General features: G+C 41.9%; 13 protein-coding genes and 2 pseudogenes. 13 read left to right on the top strand and 2 right to left on the bottom strand.

Annotated elements, in window-relative coordinates; all coding sequences use genetic code 11:
* The first annotated feature begins 60 nt into the window (after positions 1-60).
* From rpoB to AC4MDD_RS16305, 4 genes and pseudogenes are all read left to right on the top strand, one after another.
* Positions 61-4,149, top strand: coding sequence for a DNA-directed RNA polymerase subunit beta (gene rpoB / locus AC4MDD_RS16320; RefSeq protein WP_062035236.1), 4,089 nt, complete (start codon positions 61-63; stop codon positions 4,147-4,149).
* A 173-nt stretch (positions 4,150-4,322) separates the two neighbouring features.
* Entirely contained in the window at positions 4,323-8,522 is a 4,200-nt protein-coding gene (rpoC, locus tag AC4MDD_RS16315) for a DNA-directed RNA polymerase subunit beta' (RefSeq protein ID WP_491882031.1), read from the top strand.
* A gap of 101 nt (positions 8,523-8,623) precedes the next feature.
* Positions 8,624-9,863 (top strand): annotated as a pseudogene (locus AC4MDD_RS16310) (IS3 family transposase).
* Between the two features lie 80 nt (positions 9,864-9,943).
* A complete protein-coding gene (locus AC4MDD_RS16305; RefSeq protein WP_490751757.1) occupies positions 9,944-10,336 on the top strand; it encodes a tetratricopeptide repeat protein in 393 nt (130 codons plus the stop codon).
* 143 nt (positions 10,337-10,479) lie between these two features.
* On the opposite strand, the gene AC4MDD_RS16300 is transcribed toward AC4MDD_RS16305, so the two are convergent.
* Positions 10,480-11,412, bottom strand: coding sequence for an IS5 family transposase (locus AC4MDD_RS16300; protein WP_114392660.1), 933 nt, complete (start codon positions 11,410-11,412; stop codon positions 10,480-10,482).
* Between AC4MDD_RS16300 and AC4MDD_RS16295 the strand changes: the two genes are divergently transcribed.
* The 3 genes from AC4MDD_RS16295 (at position 11,413) to AC4MDD_RS16285 (ending at position 13,475) form a co-directional block, all read left to right on the top strand.
* Entirely contained in the window at positions 11,413-12,282 is an 870-nt protein-coding gene (locus AC4MDD_RS16295) for a hypothetical protein (protein WP_491882030.1), read from the top strand. It begins immediately after the preceding gene.
* Between the two features lie 147 nt (positions 12,283-12,429).
* Positions 12,430-12,969, top strand: a complete 540-nt coding sequence (locus AC4MDD_RS16290) for a hypothetical protein (protein ID WP_126038576.1) — start codon at positions 12,430-12,432, stop codon at positions 12,967-12,969.
* A gap of 149 nt (positions 12,970-13,118) precedes the next feature.
* Positions 13,119-13,475, top strand: coding sequence for a YMGG-like glycine zipper-containing protein (locus AC4MDD_RS16285; protein WP_491882029.1), 357 nt, complete (start codon positions 13,119-13,121; stop codon positions 13,473-13,475).
* A 47-nt stretch (positions 13,476-13,522) separates the two neighbouring features.
* On the opposite strand, the gene AC4MDD_RS16280 is transcribed toward AC4MDD_RS16285, so the two are convergent.
* On the bottom strand, positions 13,523-14,008 hold the full coding sequence (locus AC4MDD_RS16280) for a DUF4442 domain-containing protein (protein ID WP_078425776.1): 486 nt from the start codon (positions 14,006-14,008) through the stop codon (positions 13,523-13,525).
* Positions 14,009-14,124: 116 nt separating this feature from the next.
* Here AC4MDD_RS16280 and AC4MDD_RS16275 point away from each other — a divergent pair, with 116 nt between their 5' ends.
* The 6 genes and pseudogenes from AC4MDD_RS16275 to AC4MDD_RS16250 form a co-directional block, all read left to right on the top strand.
* On the top strand, positions 14,125-15,009 hold the full coding sequence (locus AC4MDD_RS16275) for an alpha/beta fold hydrolase (RefSeq protein ID WP_490450528.1): 885 nt from the start codon (positions 14,125-14,127) through the stop codon (positions 15,007-15,009).
* A 101-nt stretch (positions 15,010-15,110) separates the two neighbouring features.
* The gene (locus tag AC4MDD_RS16270; RefSeq protein WP_005400971.1) at positions 15,111-16,481 is read left to right on the top strand and encodes a Na+/H+ antiporter family protein; all 1,371 of its coding nucleotides are present in this window, start codon (positions 15,111-15,113) and stop codon (positions 16,479-16,481) included.
* A 316-nt stretch (positions 16,482-16,797) separates the two neighbouring features.
* The gene (locus AC4MDD_RS16265; RefSeq protein ID WP_491882028.1) at positions 16,798-17,385 is read left to right on the top strand and encodes an OmpW/AlkL family protein; all 588 of its coding nucleotides are present in this window, start codon (positions 16,798-16,800) and stop codon (positions 17,383-17,385) included.
* A gap of 160 nt (positions 17,386-17,545) precedes the next feature.
* Positions 17,546-17,890 (top strand): lysozyme inhibitor LprI family protein, encoded by a 345-nt coding sequence (locus tag AC4MDD_RS16260; RefSeq protein WP_491882027.1) that lies wholly within the window; start codon positions 17,546-17,548, stop codon positions 17,888-17,890.
* A gap of 98 nt (positions 17,891-17,988) precedes the next feature.
* Positions 17,989-19,908 carry a molecular chaperone HtpG gene (gene htpG, locus AC4MDD_RS16255; protein WP_491882026.1) on the top strand — a complete coding sequence of 640 codons (1,920 nt, stop codon included), beginning with the start codon at positions 17,989-17,991 and terminating at the stop codon, positions 19,906-19,908.
* A 102-nt stretch (positions 19,909-20,010) separates the two neighbouring features.
* Positions 20,011-20,876: pseudogene (locus AC4MDD_RS16250) on the top strand (IS3 family transposase); the annotation flags it as partial.
* Position 20,877: the final 1 nt, after the last annotated feature.

The raw sequence follows: 20,877 nt of genomic DNA, 5'->3' as shown, positions 1-20,877 counted from the left end.
GCGTAATTCCTTCTGAGCCCGTTCTGCAGGCGGGCTCGGTTTACTTTCCGAGGACTCCAGATGGCATACTCATATACCGAAAAGAAACGGATCCGTAAGAATTTTGGTAAATTGCCTAGTGTTATGGATGCTCCGTACTTGCTCGCGATTCAAGTCGACTCGTACAGAACATTTTTACAAGATGGCAAATCACCAAAAAACCGCGAAGATATCGGTCTGCAAGCCGCGTTTCGTTCAGTTTTTCCTATAGAAAGTTATTCTGGCAATGCTGCTTTAGAATTTGTTGAGTATAGTCTTGGTAAGCCTGAGTTTGATGTACGCGAATGTATTCTTCGTGGCTCAACTTATGCAGCACCAATGCGCGTAAAAATTCGTTTGATCTTAAAAGATCGCGAAACTAAATCAATTAAAGATGTGCGCGAGCAAGAAGTGTACATGGGTGAAATGCCACTCATGACCGATAACGGTACATTCGTTATTAATGGTACTGAGCGTGTAATCGTATCTCAATTACACCGTTCACCGGGCGTATTCTTTGACCACGATAAAGGCAAAACCCACTCTAGTGGTAAAGTGCTTTATTCTGCGCGTATTATTCCTTACCGTGGTTCATGGTTAGACTTTGAATTTGACGCAAAAGACCTTGTATTTGTGCGTATTGACCGTCGTCGTAAATTACTTGCGACTGTAGTTCTTCGTGCTTTGGGTTATAACAATGCGCAAATCTTAGATTTGTTCTATGAAAAAGTGCCTGTATACCTAGACATGGGTAGCTACCAGATTGACCTTGTTCCAGAACGCTTGCGTGGCGAAATGGCACAATTTGACATCGTAGACAATGATGGCAAAACCATTGTTGAGCAAGGCAAGCGTATCAACGCGCGTCATGTGCGTCAAATGGAAGCTGCTGGCCTAGAAAAGCTTTCTGTGCCTGATGAGTACTTATACGAGCGTATTACTGCAGAAGACATTCCACTTAAAGATGGTGATGTGATTGCAGCAAACACCTTGTTAAGCCATGAAATTATGGTGAAATTGGCTGAAGGTGGTGTTAAACAATTTAACATTCTATTCACCAACGATATCGACCGTGGTTCATTCGTTGCAGATACTTTACGTGCAGACACCACGACAGGTCGTGAAGAAGCATTGGTAGAAATCTACAAAGTAATGCGTCCAGGCGAGCCACCAACAAAAGAAGCGGCTGAAAACTTATTCAATAACTTGTTCTTCTCTTCAGAACGTTATGACCTCTCTCCAGTCGGTCGTATGAAGTTCAACCGTCGTTTGGGTCGTCCTTACGAAGTGGGTACGGATCAGAAGTCTCGTGAAGTTGAAGGCATTTTGTCGAACGAAGATATCACTGATGTATTAAAAACATTGGTTGAAATCCGTAACGGTAAAGGTGAAGTCGACGATATCGACCACTTGGGTAACCGTCGTGTGCGTTCAGTAGGTGAAATGACTGAAAACCAATTCCGTGTTGGTTTAGTTCGTGTAGAACGTGCTGTTAAAGAACGTTTAAGCCAAGCTGAAACAGATAACTTGTCTCCGCAAGATTTGATCAATGCGAAACCAGTGGCTGCTGCAATCAAAGAATTCTTTGGTTCAAGCCAGTTATCTCAGTTCATGGACCAAAACAACCCATTGTCTGAGATTACGCACAAACGTCGTGTATCGGCGCTTGGTCCCGGTGGTTTGACACGTGAACGTGCGGGCTTTGAGGTACGTGACGTACACCAAACTCACTACGGTCGTGTATGTCCAATTGAAACGCCGGAAGGTCCAAACATTGGTTTGATCAACTCGCTTTCTGTTTATGCGAAATGTAACAATTTCGGTTTCTTAGAAACACCATACCGTAAAGTGGTTGATGGTCGTGTAACGGATGAAGTTGAGTATTTATCTGCAATTGAAGAAGTAGGTACTGTGATTGCACAGGCCGATTCTGGCGTAGATAAAGACGGTAACTTAACAGAAGAATTTGTTTCTGTACGTCACCAAGGTGATTTCGTACGTATGCCGCCTGAAAAAGTGACGCATATGGACGTTTCTGCACAGCAGGTTGTTTCTGTTGCTGCATCACTCATTCCATTCCTTGAACACGATGACGCCAACCGTGCATTGATGGGTTCAAACATGCAGCGTCAAGCTGTGCCTACATTGATTGCTGACAAACCGCTTGTAGGTACAGGCATGGAAGCAAATGTAGCGCATGACTCTGGTGTGTGTGTGATTGCGGGTCGTGGTGGTCGTATCGAATTCGTCGATGCTTCACGTGTCGTGATTCGTGTCAACGAAGACGAAATGGTTGCAGGCGAGGCAGGTGTAGATATCTATAACCTGATCAAATATACACGTTCGAACCAAAACACTTGTATTAACCAAAAAGTTCTTGTGAAACTTGGTGATAAAGTCGGTCGTGGCGATGTATTGGCTGACGGTCCATCAACAGATGGCGGTGAGCTAGCGTTAGGTCAAAACATGCGCGTTGCGTTCATGACGTGGAATGGTTACAACTATGAAGACTCGATCTTACTTTCAGAGCGCGTACTTCAAGAAGACCGTTTAACCTCGATTCACATTCAAGAATTGTCGTGTGTTGCTCGTGATACGAAGTTAGGCGCAGAAGAAATTACTGCGGATATTCCTAACGTAGGTGAAGCTGCACTGTCTAAGCTTGATGAATCAGGTATCGTATATATCGGTGCTGAAGTGACTGCTGGCGATATCCTTGTAGGTAAAGTAACGCCTAAAGGTGAAACGCAGTTAACACCAGAAGAAAAATTGCTTCGTGCAATTTTCGGTGAAAAAGCAGCTGACGTAAAAGACTCATCTTTACGTGTTCCATCAGGTACCAAAGGTACAGTGATTGACGTTCAAGTGTTTACACGCGATGGTCTTGAAAAAGACGAACGTGCGCAAGCAATTGAAAAAGCTCAGCTTGATTCATATCGTAAAGACTTGAAAGAAGAATACAAAATCTTCGAAGAAGCAGCACGTGAACGTATTGTTCGTTTGTTGACAGGTCAAGAGTCTAACGGTGGTGGTACAACCAAGCGTGGCGATAAGCTTTCTGCAGACGTATTGTCTGGTTTAGAGTTGGTTGATTTACTTGAAATCCAACCGACTGATGAAGCTATTGCAGAGCGTTTAACTCAAATTCAAGTGTTCTTGAAAGAGAAGAGCTTCGAAATTGATGAGAAATTTGCAGAGAAAAAACGCAAACTTTCTACAGGTGATGAATTAACAACAGGTGTATTGAAAGTTGTTAAGGTTTACTTGGCTGTTAAACGTCGCATCCAACCGGGTGATAAAATGGCGGGTCGTCACGGTAACAAGGGTGTTGTTTCTAACATCTTACCTGTTGAAGACATGCCGCACGATGCCAATGGTGTTCCAGTCGACATCGTATTGAACCCACTGGGTGTACCGTCACGTATGAACGTGGGTCAGATTCTAGAGACTCACTTAGGTATGGCAGCGAAAGGTCTTGGCGAAGAAATCGACAAGATGTTAAAAGCGCAACGTACTGTACTTGAGCTTCGTGGATTCTTAGACAAGATTTATAACAAAGTTGGTGGCGAGCAAGAAGATCTTGATAGCTTAACTGATGATGAAATTTTGGTACTTTCGGGTAACTTACGTGCGGGTGTTCCACTTGCAACGCCGGTATTCGATGGTGCTGAAGAATCACAAATTAAAGACTTGTTAGAGCTTGCGAACATTTCACGTACTGGTCAAACAGTATTGTATGATGGTCGTACAGGTGAACAGTTTGACCGTCCTGTAACTGTAGGTTACATGTACATGTTGAAACTGAACCACTTGGTAGATGACAAGATGCACGCGCGTTCTACTGGTTCTTACTCATTAGTAACTCAACAGCCGCTTGGTGGTAAAGCACAATTCGGTGGTCAGCGTTTCGGTGAGATGGAAGTCTGGGCGCTTGAAGCATATGGCGCAGCTTACACGCTTCAAGAAATGCTTACTGTTAAGTCGGATGACGTTGAAGGTCGTACCCGTATCTATAAGAACATTGTAGATGGTAACCATTATATGGACCCAGGTATGCCTGAATCGTTCAACGTATTGACCAAAGAGATCCGTTCTTTAGGTATCAACATTGAACTGAAAAATGGTGACTAATTAGTTCCATTTAATCCTCCCAACCCCCTTTGAGAAAGGGGGAGTTCCCACTTTAAAAGAGTAGGAGCTTCCCTCCTTAGAAAAAGGAGGGATTGAGGGAGGATTGTTCAGTAAAAACAATATTTGTGACCCAGTTGTGTAGTGAAAGTCTCCACAACACACGGAGAAAAAAATTGAAAGACTTGCTCGATATCATGCGCAAAAAGACGGATTCAGATGGTCATGCTCCAGTTGAGTTTGATCGCATCCGTATTGGTCTTGCGTCACCAGAAATGATTAAGTCATGGTCTCATGGTGAAGTTAAAAAGCCTGAAACCATTAACTATCGTACGTTCAAACCAGAACGTGATGGTTTATTCTGTGCCAAAATTTTTGGCCCAGTCAAAGATTACGAATGCTTGTGTGGTAAATACAAGCGTATGAAATACAAAGGCGTCATTTGTGAAAAATGTGGCGTTGAAGTAACAACTGCGAAAGTTCGTCGTGAGCGTATGGGTCACATCGAGCTGGCTTCTCCAGTTGCACATATTTGGTTCTTAAAATCACTTCCGAGCCGTATCGGTCTATTATTAGACATGACTTTACGTGATATCGAACGTGTATTGTATTTCGAATCTTACGTAGTAACTGACCCAGGTATGACTCCATTTGAGAAATACCAACTTTTAAACGATGAAGAATACTTCAACGCTTTAGAAGAACACGGTGATGAATTCACTGCGAAAATGGGTGCAGAAGCTGTTCAAGACTTGTTAAAAGACATCGATCTTGAAAACGAAATTTCACGTTTACGTGAAGAAATTCCAAACACAACGTCTGAGACTAAGCTTAAAAAAGCGTCTAAGCGTTTGAAGTTGATGGAAGCGTTTAAAGAGTCAAACAACAAGCCAGAATGGATGGTGATGAATGTACTTCCAGTACTTCCACCAGATCTTCGTCCGTTAGTACCACTTGAAGGTGGTCGTTTCGCGACTTCTGATTTGAACGACCTTTACCGTCGTGTGATCAACCGTAACAACCGTTTGAAGCGTCTTCTTGACCTTGCAGCGCCAGACATTATCGTACGTAATGAAAAACGTATGTTACAAGAGTCTGTAGATGCATTGTTAGACAACGGTCGTCGTGGTCGTGCAATCACGGGTTCGAACAAGCGTCCTCTTAAATCTTTGGCTGACATGATCAAAGGTAAACAAGGTCGTTTCCGTCAAAACTTACTTGGTAAGCGTGTTGACTATTCAGGTCGTTCGGTAATTACTGTAGGTCCTACTTTACGTTTGCACCAATGTGGTCTTCCGAAGAAAATGGCACTTGAATTATTCAAGCCATTCATTTTCGCGAAACTACAAGCATCTGGCCAAGCAACAACCATTAAAGCTGCGAAGAAAATGGTTGAGCGCGAAACGCCAGAAGTTTGGGACGTTCTTGCTCACGTGATTCGTCAACACCCAGTGATGTTGAACCGTGCGCCTACACTTCACCGTTTGGGTCTGCAAGCATTTGAACCGATCCTGATTGAAGGTAAAGCAATCCGTCTTCACCCACTCGTTTGTGCTGCGTTTAACGCCGACTTCGATGGTGACCAAATGGCGGTACACGTACCATTAACACTTGAAGCGCAGTTAGAAGCGCGTGCGTTAATGATGTCGACCAACAACATCTTGTCTCCAGCGAACGGTGAGCCAATCATCGTACCGTCTCAGGACGTTGTCTTAGGCTTGTATTACATCACTCGTGATGCGATCAATGCCAAAGGTGAAGGCATGGTGTTTGCAGATACTCACGAAGTTAACCGTGCACTTGCAACAGGTCAGGTAAATTTACACGCTCGCGTAAAAGCACGTGTACACCAGACTGTGATTGATGAAAATGGTAACCGTGAGCAGCAAACTATTGTTGTGGATACCACACCAGGTCGCTGCTTACTTTGGGAAGTTGTGCCAGAGGGTATGGATTTCCAACAAATCAACGTTGAGATGACCAAGAAAAACATCTCTAAATTGATTAACTCTTGCTACCGTAAATTAGGTCTTAAAGATACAGTGATCTTTGCAGACCAATTGATGTACTTAGGTTTCCGTCAAGCGACACGTTCAGGCGTATCGGTAGGTATGGAAGACATGGTGATTCCACCTGCGAAGTACTCAATTATTGAAAAAGCGGAAGTTGAAGTTCGTGAAATTGAGCAACAGTTCGAACAAGGTTTCGTAACTGCGGGTGAACGTTACAACAAAGTGGTCGATATTTGGGCACGTACCAACGACCAAGTCGCGAAAGCGATGATGGACAACTTGTCTTTTACCACTGTTAAAAACAAACAGGGTGAAGATGAGAAGCAAAAATCATTCAACTCGATCTATATGATGTCTGACTCAGGTGCCCGTGGTTCGGCAGCTCAGATTCGTCAGTTAGCGGGTATGCGTGGTTTGATGGCGAAACCAGATGGTTCGATCATTGAAACTCCAATTAAAGCGAACTTCCGTGAAGGTTTGACCGTACTTCAGTACTTCATTTCAACACACGGTGCGCGTAAAGGTTTGGCCGATACAGCACTGAAAACAGCAAACTCTGGTTACTTGACACGTCGTCTTGTAGACGTAGCGCAAGACTTGGTTATTACTGAGCCTGACTGTGGTACTTTGGGCGGTCTTGTAATGACTCCGTTCATTCAAGGCGGTGACGTAATCGAGAACTTAGGTACTCGAGTACTGGGCCGTGTTGTTGCTGAAGATGTGAAGAAAGCAGGTTCTGATGACATTATCCTGCCACGTAACACTTTGATTGATGAGAAACTTGCAAACTTCCTAGAAGAGCAAGGTGTCGATGAAGTTAAAGTACGTTCAGTGGTTGCGTGTGAATCTACATTCGGCGTATGTGCGAAATGTTATGGTCGTGACCTTGCGCGTGGTCATCAGGTGAACCCTGGTGAGTCTGTGGGTGTTATGGCTGCACAATCGATTGGCGAACCGGGTACACAGTTAACCATGCGTACGTTCCACGTTGGTGGTGCTGCGAGCCGAACGTCTGCTGCAAATAGCATTCAAGTCCGTAACAAAGGTACTGTACGTTTCCACAATGTGAAAACAGTACAACATGCTAAAGGTCACTTGGTATCAACATCTCGTTCAGGTGAAATTGGTATTGCAGATGACTTAGGCCGTGAACGCGAACGCTACAAAATTCCATACGGTGCGTCGATCATCTTGAAAGATGGCGAATCTGTGGAAGCTGGCGGTATCGTGGCGACTTGGGATCCGCACACCCACCCACTTGTAACAGAAGTTGCAGGTAAAGTACGTTTCAGCCAAATTGCTGATGGCGTTACTGTTACCTCGAAGACTGATGATGCAACGGGTATGACGACGATTGAAATCTTACCTGTGACTGCACGTCCTGCGTCTGGTAAAGATTTACGTCCTGCGGTTGTTCTTGATACGACGGATGGTGGTGAGCAGTTCTACTTCCTACCACAAAACACGATTCTTTCTGTCCGTGATGGCGAAACAATTGGTGTGGGTGACGTTATTGGTCGTGTACCTCAAGAAACTTCACGTACGCGTGACATTACCGGTGGTCTACCGCGTGTAGCTGACTTGTTCGAAGCACGTAAACCGAAAGAGCATGCGATTCTTGCTGAAATTTCAGGTGTTGTAAGCTTTGGTAAAGAGACTAAAGGTAAGAACCGTTTAGTGATTACTCCAGATGATGGTTCTGAGATTTACGAAGAACTGATTCCAAAATGGCGTACCATGAACGTGTTCGAAGGCGAACATGTGAACCGTGGTGAGACTGTTTCTGATGGTCCACAGAACCCACATGACATCTTACGCTTGAAAGGCGAAGTTGCGCTGACCAACTACATCGTGAACGAAGTTCAAGATGTATACCGTCTGCAAGGTGTAAAAATCAATGACAAGCACATTGAAGTCATCGTACGTCAAATGTTGCGTAAAGTTGATATCACTGATGGCGGTGATACAAGCTTCATCAAAGGCGAGCAAGTGGATTACATCCGCGTGATGCAAGAGAACCAAGCTGTTCTTGCGCAAAACAAGTTCCCTGCGAAGTTTGAACGTCAATTGATGGGTATTACCAAAGCATCGCTTTCTACTGACTCGTTCATCTCTGCTGCATCGTTCCAGGAAACCACACGTGTGTTAACTGAAGCGGCTGTAACAGGTAAAGAAGATGATTTACGTGGCTTGAAAGAGAACGTAGTGGTAGGTCGTTTGATTCCTGCAGGTACCGGTCTTGCGTATCACTTAGAACGTCGTCGTCAAGAAGCTGAAGCTGCAGAGCATGAGCTTGTAAATGACTTCTCTGATGTTGATCAAGCATTAAGCCAAGCATTTAGCGATGAGTTTAACGGTCTGTAATTAGCCCTTTAAATGAATTAAAAGCCACCTTCGGGTGGCTTTTTTTATATACTTGAATGTCCCGTCCTGAAATAAGTTTACACCTTTAAGAGGCTTATTTTATGGAACATGAACGAGAACAAAGAGTTAAACGTACACAAGGTGATTATAGCTTTGCCTTTAAAATGATGGTTGTACATGAAGTAGAAAAAGGGCAAATTACTTATAAACAAGCTCAGGCAAAATATGGTATTCAAGGAAGATCAACTGTGCTGGTATGGTTACGCAAGCACGGACAACAGGACTGGACTTCGAATATGCCGCCTTCTTCTAAACGCCAATTAACACCCCAACAACGAATCCGCCAATTAGAAAAGCAGTTAGCCGCAGAAAAGCTTAAAACTGAATTTATTCAGGATGTGATTTATCACATTGATAAAGAATGTGGGACTGATCTTGGAAAAAAGTATACCGAGCACGTTTCAAAGATTGGCAAAGCCAAAGAGGACTAAGCGTTTCACGTTATTGTCAGTGGTTGGGAATCACCCGACAAGCTTATTATCAAGCAGAAAAACGTGCTCAAATGACTGCACAAGCAACTGAACAAATACTTGAGTTGGTTATGGAATATCGTTGTCTCATGCCAAGTATCGGAACACGTAAGTTGTATTGGCTTATTAAAGGCAAATTGTTGCAGCGTGGTTTAAAGTGTGGACGGGATCAGTTATTTAAAATATTGAAAGAGCATAATTTATTGATTCGCCCCAAGCGTCGCTATACAAAAACTACGGATAGCAAGCATTGGATGAAGAAGCATCCAAATTTATTAAAGGATTATTCAGCAGTGCAAGCCAACGAAGTCTTTGTTAGTGATATTACTTATGTTGAGAGTGCTGAAGGCGTACATTATTTATCATTGGTGACAGATGCTTATACCCGTCAGATTAAAGGTTATAAGTTATCGAATGATATGCGTGCGGAGAATGTTATGCAGGCTCTACATATGGCGATGCAGCATGTGACGGATCGAGAGCGACTAGGATGATTCATCATTCAGACAGAGGCTCTCAGTATTGCTCTGAGCTATATCAATCGGCATTGCGCCATTATGGGATATGTCCTTCCATGACAGATGGATACCTTGCGAAACAGTGTTTCTCATATCAAAATGCATTAGCAGAGCGGATTAATGGAATATTAAAGCAGGAGTTTTTAACTACACGATGTCAAACCATGAAGGAGTTAGATCACTTAATTACGGAATCTATCATGATTTATAATTGCTATAGACCACATTTAAGTTTAAATATGAACACCCCGAATCAGATGTATGAGCAAACTAAAACCGAGCTAATTGCTTAACTCGGTTTGAAGTGGAATACTGTCAATCTATTTCAGGACAAGACAGAAAAATATAATATTTAGTTATAAGGGAGAGTTGTATGAAATTAGAAGAAGCACAGGCGATTTTTAAACAAGCATCTGAAGCATATAAGAATGATAATATTAATCATGCAATTGAACTCTTTTCTAAAATTGAGAAAAACTTTGATGGATTAAATAAAATTTATGCAAGAGCTCAATTTCATTTAGCGAATTTAATGGATGATTTAAAGCGATATGAAGAGGCAGAAAAAGCATATAATAATGTTCAAAAGGAAGATAATGTTGGGCTATATGCAAATGCTCAATTCAATTTAGGTGTTTCACTAAAACAGCAAGATAGACTTAAAGAAGCAGAAGAAGCATATAATAATGTCCAAAAAGAATATAGTATTGAGCTATATGCAAGAGCCCAGTGTAATCTAGGTTTTTTATTAAGAAAGCAAAATTGACTTGAAGAAGCAGAACAGGCATACCAAAATGTAAAAAGAGAGGATACGGCCGAGCAATATGCAAGAGCTCAATTTAATTTAGGTTCTCTACGGCTTTGTTGCACAAAGATTTGAAATGCAAAGCGCCCCTAATTGAGCCAAATTTAAGGCGTAACTTGGGTAAGTGGTCGACCTAATTCCGTAAATCTGTTAAGGACTGCTACACGTGCATGGATTTCATTCACTTGGCTATCAAAACTCCTTGCACTGAGTTTATCGCCTAATAATTTGATGCAATGCATCTTAGTTTCAACCAAACTTCGCCGATGATAGCCTGACCATTTTTTCCATAGTGTCCTGCCTAAACGTTTAATTGTTCTAAGTAATTCATTTCGCTCTAGCGAGCTACTCTTTGTATCTTTCCATTGTTTCGCATTTTTTCTAGGTGGAATCACCGCATGCCCTTGCCGATCTGCAATGACCTGACGGCATTGCTTGGTGTCATAAGCTCCATCGGTATAAACAGAGTCAATCCGCTCATCTTGTGGAATCTGATTAAGTAAATCACCAAGCACCTGTGAATCACTGACATTATTGGTTGTAAGCTGAACTGCTCGTATTTGTAGGGTTTTAGCATCTATACCAATATGAAGTTTACGCCATTGGCGACGATATTCAGGTCCATGTTTCTTGCGTTTCCATTCGCCCTCACCTAGAAACTTCATGCCTGTAGAGTCCATGAGTAGATGCAGCCCATCGCTACTTTTTTGGTAGCTGATTACAATATCAATATGCTTTTGTCTTCTACAAAGCGTGGTGTAATCTGGAGCTATCCAATTTAATCCGCAAAGTTTAATCAGACTTTGCACAAAGCCAGTGACCATACGTAAAGACAGACGGAATAAGGATTTAATCATTAAGCAGCATTGGATGGCTGCGTCGGAGTAGGTTTGATTTCGCCCTTGTTTGCCTTTTGATGGCGCATACCATTGCGTAGCAGGATCAAACCAAATGGCAATATTTCCGCGACTCATGAGTGCTCGGTTATATGCGGGCCAATTGGTTGTGCGGTAGATTTTGTGTGTAGGCTTCTTCATTTGAAAATTATATCGCTGAAAAAGCCTTTACAGATAGGTTTGTGCAACAAAGCCACTCAAGATACGGCGTTTATTTCTTGTTTTACATTACACCATGACTCATTAAATCAATTTAGACTTTATGCGAAAGAGAAGAAGGAGGACGCTTCGGGTTTAAGTTTAGTGTTGTCAAAAGATTTCTTTGCCACAGAACATAATGTTGCACGCATATATGAAAAATCTGGGTTAGTCGCAGAAACTGGTGAAGAGGAAGATAATCTAAGTATAAAACAAGAAAAGTCAAAATCTGGATTGTCAGCAATGCCGCTATATCGCTGTATTTATTTTGATCCAACTTCTGGTTTAACTAAAGTGGCACAGCGTGAGGAATGGAGTTTCAGACGTGAGTTTAAATTAAAAAATAATTCTCCGTGGTATACAGAGAATGATGTAGCACAACAAAAGTGGGATAAGTATCTTACTAAAATTCAAGAAACTGAAAGTAACGTAAAAGGTGGTTTAGAGCAGCTTACAAAACTTATTCATGAGATTAACATAGAAAAATTACCGCCTAAAGAAAGTGAACTATTGGCTGAGATACTTCTGCCTTTACGCTATTTGATAAAACATATGGCATTTAAAGAAGAACAAGAGTGCCGCATGATTTATGTAACTCAAATGGATAATGAATTAATTCAATATGATGAAAAAATTAATCGTATTTATATAGATTATGAGCCATCAATAATGGAATATTTAGAAAAGATCTACCTTGCACCTAAAGCTTCGGGAGAAAAAATGGTGTTTGAATATTTATGTTCTCGCGGCCAAATAATTAGAAAAGGTAAAGATGCTGTCAAAGTCAAAATTTCACAAAACCCATTTCGTTGATTCAGCCACCTTCGGGTGGCTTTTTTTGTCCTTTTGTTACAGAAGTGGATTTAAGCTTTTATAAATTTCACATTTTTCCTATATTAAAAATATAAGTACACAAATCTCCTTACTTCATTAACGATTAAAAAATAGAGGTGGTTCTACATGAAATTGACATCAAAACTATTGGGCTTAAGCATCTTCGCATTTGTGAGCCAAACGATGGCAGCGCCGATGCCGAATACCATCACCGTGGAGGATAAGGCGGTTGTACCGATTGTCAAAACACAGATTATTCGCAGTGTTGCTGGTCAAGACCCTGTGCGGACAACCGAAGCGACTATTTTTGAAGTGAAAAATGGTGGTAAAGATATTGTGGCGCGTGAAGTGGTTCTCGAAGAAAATGCCAGCCAATTTTCAGATAAAAAAATGTCGGCACCGATGGTGCAAAAGGGCAGTGTGATTGTTCCGACATCCAAAGTCGAAGTGAAATCGACCTTGAGTCAAGGTGGTGTAGTCCTTGCAGAAGGTAAGCAAATTGATGCACAAGGGGTTGAGTTTAAGAAAGGGCAGGAACCTATACGTAAGGAGCTGAAACTGGATCAAGTGAAAGATCCGAATAGTCAAGAAAGTGTGACGCGTGCGGTGCTCCAAGAAAATGGCACCACCACCAAAGATGTGGTTGTGGTGAAAGAGCCTGAATAAGCTTGAGTTGAATACGGTAAGAAGCCCTCTCAGGAGGGCTTCTTATTTACAAATTTTCAGCAATAGCACCTGTAACCGTAACATTTCACGGGTTTTAAGTTCATACTGATCTTTTATGCTGTAAGAAATAGCCCATAAGGACAAATCTCATGAAAAAGTATATGAGCATGATTGCAGTGGTATCTTTTTCGACGATGCTGTTGGCAGGTTGTGAGAATATGAGTGCTTCCGAGCAACGTATTGGGACAGCGGCTTTAGGCGGTGCAGTAGGTGGTGCTGCGGGGAATAGCCTCGGTGGCGGTGTAGGTGCAGCCATTGGTGGCGGTGCTGGTGCAGCTGTGGGCAGTAAAGCTCAAGGTGGCTCAAACCGTAGTGCAACCTACAGTGGTGTTGGCGGTGCGATTGGTTCAGCAGTGGGTAAAAGCGTGTTTGGTGGTAATACCGGCGCAGCCATTGGTGGTGCCATCGGCGGTGGTGCAGGCGCTGCAATTGAAGAACGTAAATAATGTTTTAAGTTCAGATTTTCAAAAAGCACTTCATGAAAGTGCTTTTTTTATAGCTGTGCCGGTTTAGGTTTTTTACGACGGATATATAAAGTCTTTTCCACTTCGGCAATTCGAATGCCAGCTTCATCATAAATATTTAAGGTATAAATACGATGTACGGGGGCATAGTTGTCGGCCAGTTGTTTCACGGTCGCGATTTCTTGGGCATCGAGGTGAAAGTCTGCATAGACTGTACTGCGCCCTTGGCTGAGAAATTGGATAGAGGCTGCTTTGTCCCAGACAATATACTTATTGCCTAAGTGATGCATCAGCAGGGTCATATAAAAAGGATCGACCATTGCATATAAGCTCCCGCCAAAATGTACGCCGACAATGTTTCGGTTTTGTCGAGTCAGGGGCATTTTGACGCGAATGTGGTAGTGTTTAAGGTCAAATTTTTCAATTTGAATCCCTGCACCTTTAAAGGGAGCAAAATGATTGAGAAAGTATTTCGCGACAATTGGCTGTGTCACAAGTTTTTTTAAAATGCTCATTTCGGTCAATGGTATCTGATGAACTTCTATCCATACTAGAGAAGATCAAATCAATTGGCATTGATCGTTTTGCCAGTAAAGTATAAAAAACAGTCAATAACAATAAGGAGCTGAATATGGAGCAGCAAAGTCATTGGGTACAGACAACTGATCAGCAAAGACTTTATGTCAAAACATGGGGGAAATCGGAGAATCCTGTCGTAGTCTTGGTGCATGGCTATCCTGATAATCAGGACGTATGGGAGCCCGTGATTCAATACCTCATCCATGATTATTATATTGTGACTTATGACGTACGTGGCGCAGGTATGTCGAGTGTGCCGCGTCGTACACGTGCCTATGCCTTGCCTCAGCTATCGCTAGATTTGGAAAGTGTGGTGAATAGTATGATCCCACAGCGTAGCTTTCATCTGGTTGCGCATGACTGGGGATCGATTCAGTCATGGGAGTCCGCGACTGAGCCAAAATTTAGAGAGCGTATGCTGTCATTTACCACTATTTCAGGCCCATGCTTAGACCATGCCGCATTTTGGATGCGTGAACAGTTCACACAATACAAGCCTCAATTTTTTAAGCAATTAACGAAGTCTTGGTACATTGCGGCCTTTCAGTTGCCTTTTCTGGCACCAAGCGTATGGCAGTTTTTTAGTCCTGAGCATTGGGGCAAAGTTTTATCGCGTTTAGAAGGACGTTCAGACTTACCGCTGAATCATCACATTGCTGCCGATGGTAAGCACGGGGTTGCGCTCTACCGCGCGAACTTTATCCCACGTCTGACGAAACCTCGGGAACGCTTTGCAATTTGTCCCGTACAAGCGATTGTGTTGGAGCAAGATCAGTTTGTGAGTCCAGCGTTAATCGATGAAATGCCGAAGTGGGTCGAGGATTTTCAACGGGTGAATGTGAATGCCAACCATTGGGCAATCTTGAGCCAGCCAGAGGTAATTGCTAAAGAAATCAAAAGGTTTGTTCAAAACTGGCGTTGTGTTGAAGCCAGCTGAAATGATCTGTGAAAGAGAAAGGCGCTAGCGACCTGTAAGGGCAGAATTTTTTGGTTATTTTCTGATAAAATGCGCCTTTCTTCCAAGTCACTCTTTTCACTATGTTCGCAATTCTTGCCGCTATTGGGGTCATGTTTGGACTTTCATTAGCTCGTGTGCCTGTAGTATTTGCATTAATTATTGGTGCTGTCACAGGCGGTTTATTGGCTGGTTTAGGGCTACACGGTACCCTCGAAGCATTTAATAATGGGCTTGGGGGCGGCGCAAAAATTGCGTTGGCTTACGGGGTTTTAGGTGCATTTGCTTTGGCTTTGGCGCGCTCAGGTTTACCTGACTTGTTGGCTTATAAGCTTATTAAAACATTGAAAGGTTCGAGCAATGAAAAGGCACAAAATCGGGTTAAATATCTGATTTTTATAACCGTCGCGTTAGCAGCCATTTGTTCACAAAACGTCATTCCTGTGCATATTGCGTTTATTCCAGTCCTGATTCCTCCTTTATTAAGTGTGTTTAACCATCTTCAGTTAGATCGTCGATTAATTGCTTGTGTTCTAACCTTTGGCTTGGTTGCCACTTATATGCTGGTACCATTTGGATTTGGTGCGATTTTCCTGAATGACATCTTAGGTCAAAATATTAATACTTTCGGGCAACCCTACGGCTTTAAAATCAATTATGCCGATATCCCTTCAGCAATGGCCATTCCTGTTTCTGGCATGTTTATTGGTTTATTGGTTGCTGTATTCTTTAGTTACCGTAAGAAACGTGTATACGAAGAAGTACATGTGGAACCAGTGCAGCAAAGTATTTCTTCTGAACTTGATATCACGGGTGAGAAGTCTAAGCCCGAAATTTCAAAGTTTACGTTATCTATGGCGCTTATTGCGGTAGTTGCTACGCTTTGGGTACAAATTGCATCAGATTCCATGATTTTAGCTGGTCTGGTTGGTGTTGCGATTTTGAGCTGTGCGGGCATTTTTAAATGGAAAGAAGCAGATGATGTGATTATTAGCGGTATGCGAATGATGGCATTAGTTGGTTTCATTATGATTGCAGCACAAGGTTTTGCATCTGTTATTTCTGCGACCAATCAAGTGCCAGCATTGGTAGAAGCATCAGTGCAATGGATTGGTTCTAGCCAAGGACTCGCTGCATTTTGGATGCTATTGATTGGCTTACTGATTACTTTAGGAATTGGTTCTTCGTTCTCTACCATTCCAATTTTAGCAATTATTTATGTGCCTTTGTGTATCCAGTTTGGTTTCAGTCCAGCGGCAACTATTGCGATTATTGGTACGGCTGCGGCACTCGGTGATGCGGGTTCTCCAGCTTCTGACTCCACTTTGGGACCGACTTCGGGTTTGAATATGGATGGTCAGCATGATCACATGAAAGACAGTGTGATCCCGACCTTTATTCACTTTAATATTCCACTCATGATTTTCGGTTGGATTGCGGCCATGGTGTTGTAATTTACCCCCCCAATGATTATAAAAAGGCGATTTTAAAATCGCCTTTTTTATTATTTATTCAGATTAAAACAATCGGGTTTATAATGTTAATTCGGATTAAAAAGGTTGGAATTAAAATATATTTATTTTGCTTGTATATTATTAATTTAAAACCAACTAAAATAGTCTATTTAATATTTAATTAAATTAAAACAATAACTTAAAAATAGTATTTAAAATACATTATTATTATAATTGCATATTAATTACACTCTTGTTTATGATGAGTTAATGTTAATTTTTATATTAATTATTTTACAAACAGAGGTTGTTTGAAATGTTGAAGCAAATTGCTCTAATTACATTAATGGGTCTTTCTGCATCTGCTGCAATGGCAGGTCAATGGCAAATCAAAGTCGGTGGATCTGCAGTTGCACCAACGCAAGATACAACAGTTGCTGCATTGGGGAATGCAAAAATTGAAGCTGATAGCGAACTTGCGTTTACGCCATCGGTTGAATATTTCTTTAATGACAATATTTCTGCCGAGTTACTGCTAGCAACGCCAATTAGCCACGATGTACTCATTAATGGTGCAGAAGCAGTAAAAATTAAACATTTACCGCCTACCTTAACGGCAAAGTATAACTTTAAAAACTCAACAGGTTTCACGCCTTATATTGGTGTCGGTGCAACAGCATTTATTGCATGGGATGAAGAAGGTGTGAAAAGCATAAAAGAAGATTTCGGTTATGCTGCACAAATTGGTTTTAACTTCCAACCTGCTGATGCAAAAAACTGGGGTGTGTTTGCCGATGTCCGTTATGCAGATTTGAACCCAGAAGTAAATGTAGATGGCACAACGAAGTTTAAATTAGATATCGATCCAGTGATTTATACCCTCGGTTATAGCTACAAATTTTAATAATCAAAAGTAGCTTTTTAAGAACCTCATCGATGATGGGGTTTTTTTATGCAAAGACTAAAGTTGAATAGTGGTCAACGTTGAAATAAATCACGATGATTCAGTATTAAAAGAAAATCATCTATAGAATGGATAGAAACAGAATAAGAGAGTTATAAAAATGAAAGCTATGCTCGGAATTGGTTTAGTTTGTGCTTTGGCTTGGAGCATGCATGCTCAAGCAGCAAGTTTTAATTGTGATAAAGCAAAAACGACGACAGAACATGCGATTTGTGAGTATCGCCAAATCAACGATGCCGATGTGAAAATGGCCACCACTTATACCATTTTAAAACGTCTTGTTCCGATGGGGGCACGTGGCTTGATTCAAGATGAGCAAGTGAAGTGGTTGAGTCTCCGTGACCGTTGTGGTACTTCACAACGTTGCCTCATGGATGTGTATAAAATGCGCCAGCAGCAGTTAGAGCTGAATTTAGATCGTATTTACCGTCAGGGCCCATTTTAAAAAAAGCAAAAAAACTTGCGATTGCTATTGAAAAACGTATCGCTCACTCCAATTCATTAATCATTCTCTATAAGACTTAATACATTAAGGAGCGATTGATGAGCGAGCAAAACGCACATAAACATAGTTTCCAAGCTGAAGTGGCTCAGCTATTACATTTAGTGACGCACTCACTGTATTCAAATCCTGACATTTTCCTACGTGAATTGATCTCAAATGCATCCGATGCCTGCGATAAATTGCGTTTTGAAGGCATTAATCATCCTGAATATTATGAAAATGACCCGGACTTACATGTGCGCGTCAGCTTTGATGAAGCCAATCAAACACTGATCATTTCAGACAATGGGATTGGTTTAACTGAACAAGAAGCGATTGACCACTTAGGGACGATTGCTAAGTCTGGAACCAAGGACTTTATGTCTAAGCTCACAGGTGACCAGAAATCAGATGCACAACTGATTGGTCAGTTTGGTGTCGGTTTCTACTCAGGTTTTATTGTGGCTGATAAAATTACCGTAGAATCACGCCGTGCAGGTGTGGATGCTGATCAGGCGGTACGTTGGGTCAGTGCGGGCACGGGTGAGTTCGAAGTCGAGCAGATCCACAAAGACAGCCGTGGTACCGATATTATTTTACATTTGCGTGAAGATGCGTTGGACTATTTACAGTCGCATAAAGTGAAGCAAATTATCAATAAATACTCAGATCACATTAGTCTGCCGATTGAGATGCAACAAGAAGTTTGGCAGCAAGAAGAAGCGGTTGAAGGTGAAGAACCAAAACCGGGTCAGTATGTGAAAACGGGTGAGTGGGAAGCGATTAACTCAGCCAGCGCCCTGTGGACACGTAATAAAAATGAAGTGACTGAAGAGCAGTACGTCGAGTTCTATAAGAATCTCAGCCATGACTTTGCAGCGCCACTGGCATGGGCGCATAACCGCGTCGAAGGCAGTACCGAATATACACAGCTGTTGTATGTACCGAGCAAAGCTGCAGCGAATATCTTTACCCGTGAAGCCAAAGCGGGGATTAAGCTCTATGTAAAACGTGTCTTCATTATGGATGATGCGGATAACTTGATTCCAAACTATTTACGCTTTGTTCAAGGGGTGGTCGACAGTGCCGATTTACCATTGAACGTTAGTCGCGAGTTGTTACAAGAAAGCCGTGATGTGAAAACCATTCGTGAAGGGAATGCACGCCGTGTATTGACCATGCTGGATGCTTTAGCCAAATCGGAAGATGAAAAAGACCAAGAGAAGTTCAAAACCTTCTACCGTGAATTTGGTTCAGTATTGAAAGAAGGTTTGGGCGAAGACTTTGGTAACCGTGAGCGTATTTTAAAACTTTTACGCTTCCCAACTTCAAACAATGATGCGGTGAGCACTTCTTTGCAGGACTATAAAGCGCGTATGCCTGAGGGGCAAAAAGCGATTTACTATGTGACTGCAGACAGTCTAAATGCTGCGAAGAACTCGCCACAACTTGAGCTGTTTAAGAAAAAAGGAATTGAAGTCTTACTCATGGCAGACCGTGTCGATGAATGGGCAATGGAATTTGTACATGAGTTTGATGGCACACCAATGCAAAACGTGGCCAAAGGTGCAGTCGACTTAGGTGATTTACAAGATGCCGAAGAGAAGAAGGCACTTGAGGCAGCTGCAGAGCAGTTTAAACCTGTGGTTGAAAAACTGTCTGACTCATTGAAAGCCAAGACCAAAGAAGTACGGGTGACCACACGTTTGGTCGATTCGCCTGCATGCTTGGTGACAGGTGAGGGAGAGCTTTCGCCACAATTGATTCGTATGTTGCAGCAAGCGGGTCAGGCTGTACCTGAAAGCAAGCCAATTTTGGAAATTAACCCAGAGCATCCATTGGTGAAAAAATTAGAAAATTCGGCACAGTTTGATGACTTGGCTAATGTGATTTTTGATCAAGCGGTGATTGCTGAGGGCGGCTTACCTGATGATCCTGCCGAATATATCAAACGGATTAACAGCTTATTGCTTCAATAAATTAATATGTGCTTAAAAAAAAGCCTATCGCTAAGATAGGCTTTTTTTTTATGTTAACTGTCCCGTCCTGAAATAAGTTTACACCTTTAAGAGGCTTATTTTATGGAACATGAACGAGAACAAAGAGTTAAACGTACACAAGGTGATTATAGCTTTGCCTTTAAAATGATGGTTGTACATGAAGTAGAAAAAGGGCAAATTACTTATAAACAAGCTCAGGCAAAATATGGTATTCAAGGAAGATCAACTGTGCTGGTATGGTTACGCAAGCACGGACAACAGGACTGGACTTCGAATATGCCGCCTTCTTCTAAACGCCAATTAACACCCCAACAACGAATCCGCCAATTAGAAAAGCAGTTAGCCGCAGAAAAGCTTAAAACTGAATTTATTCAGGATGTGATTTATCACATTGATAAAGAATGTGGGACTGATCTTGGAAAAAAGTATACCGAGCACGTTTCAAAGATTGGCAAAGCCAAAGAGGACTAAGCGTTTCACGTTATTGTCAGTGGTTGGGAATCACCCGACAAGCTTATTATCAAGCAGAAAAACGTGCTCAAATGACTGCACAAGCAACTGAACAAATACTTGAGTTGGTTATGGAATATCGTTGTCTCATGCCAAGTATCGGAACACGTAAGTTGTATTGGCTTATTAAAGGCAAATTGTTGCAGCGTGGTTTAAAGTGTGGACGGGATCAGTTATTTAAAATATTGAAAGAGCATAATTTATTGATTCGCCCCAAGCGTCGCTATACAAAAACTACGGATAGCAAGCATTGGATGAAGAAGCATCCAAATTTATTAAAGGATTATTCAGCAGTGCAAGCCAACGAAGTCTTTGTTAGTGATATTACTTATGTTGAGAGTGCTGAAGGCGTACATTATTTATCATTGGTGACAGATGCTTATACCCGTCAGATTAAAGGTTATAAGTTATCGAATGATATGCGTGCGGAGAATGTTA

It is taken from the genome of Acinetobacter sp. CAU_H_29a_1, from assembly GCF_058599505.1.
This window is presented reverse-complemented; position numbering and strand designations above follow the sequence as displayed.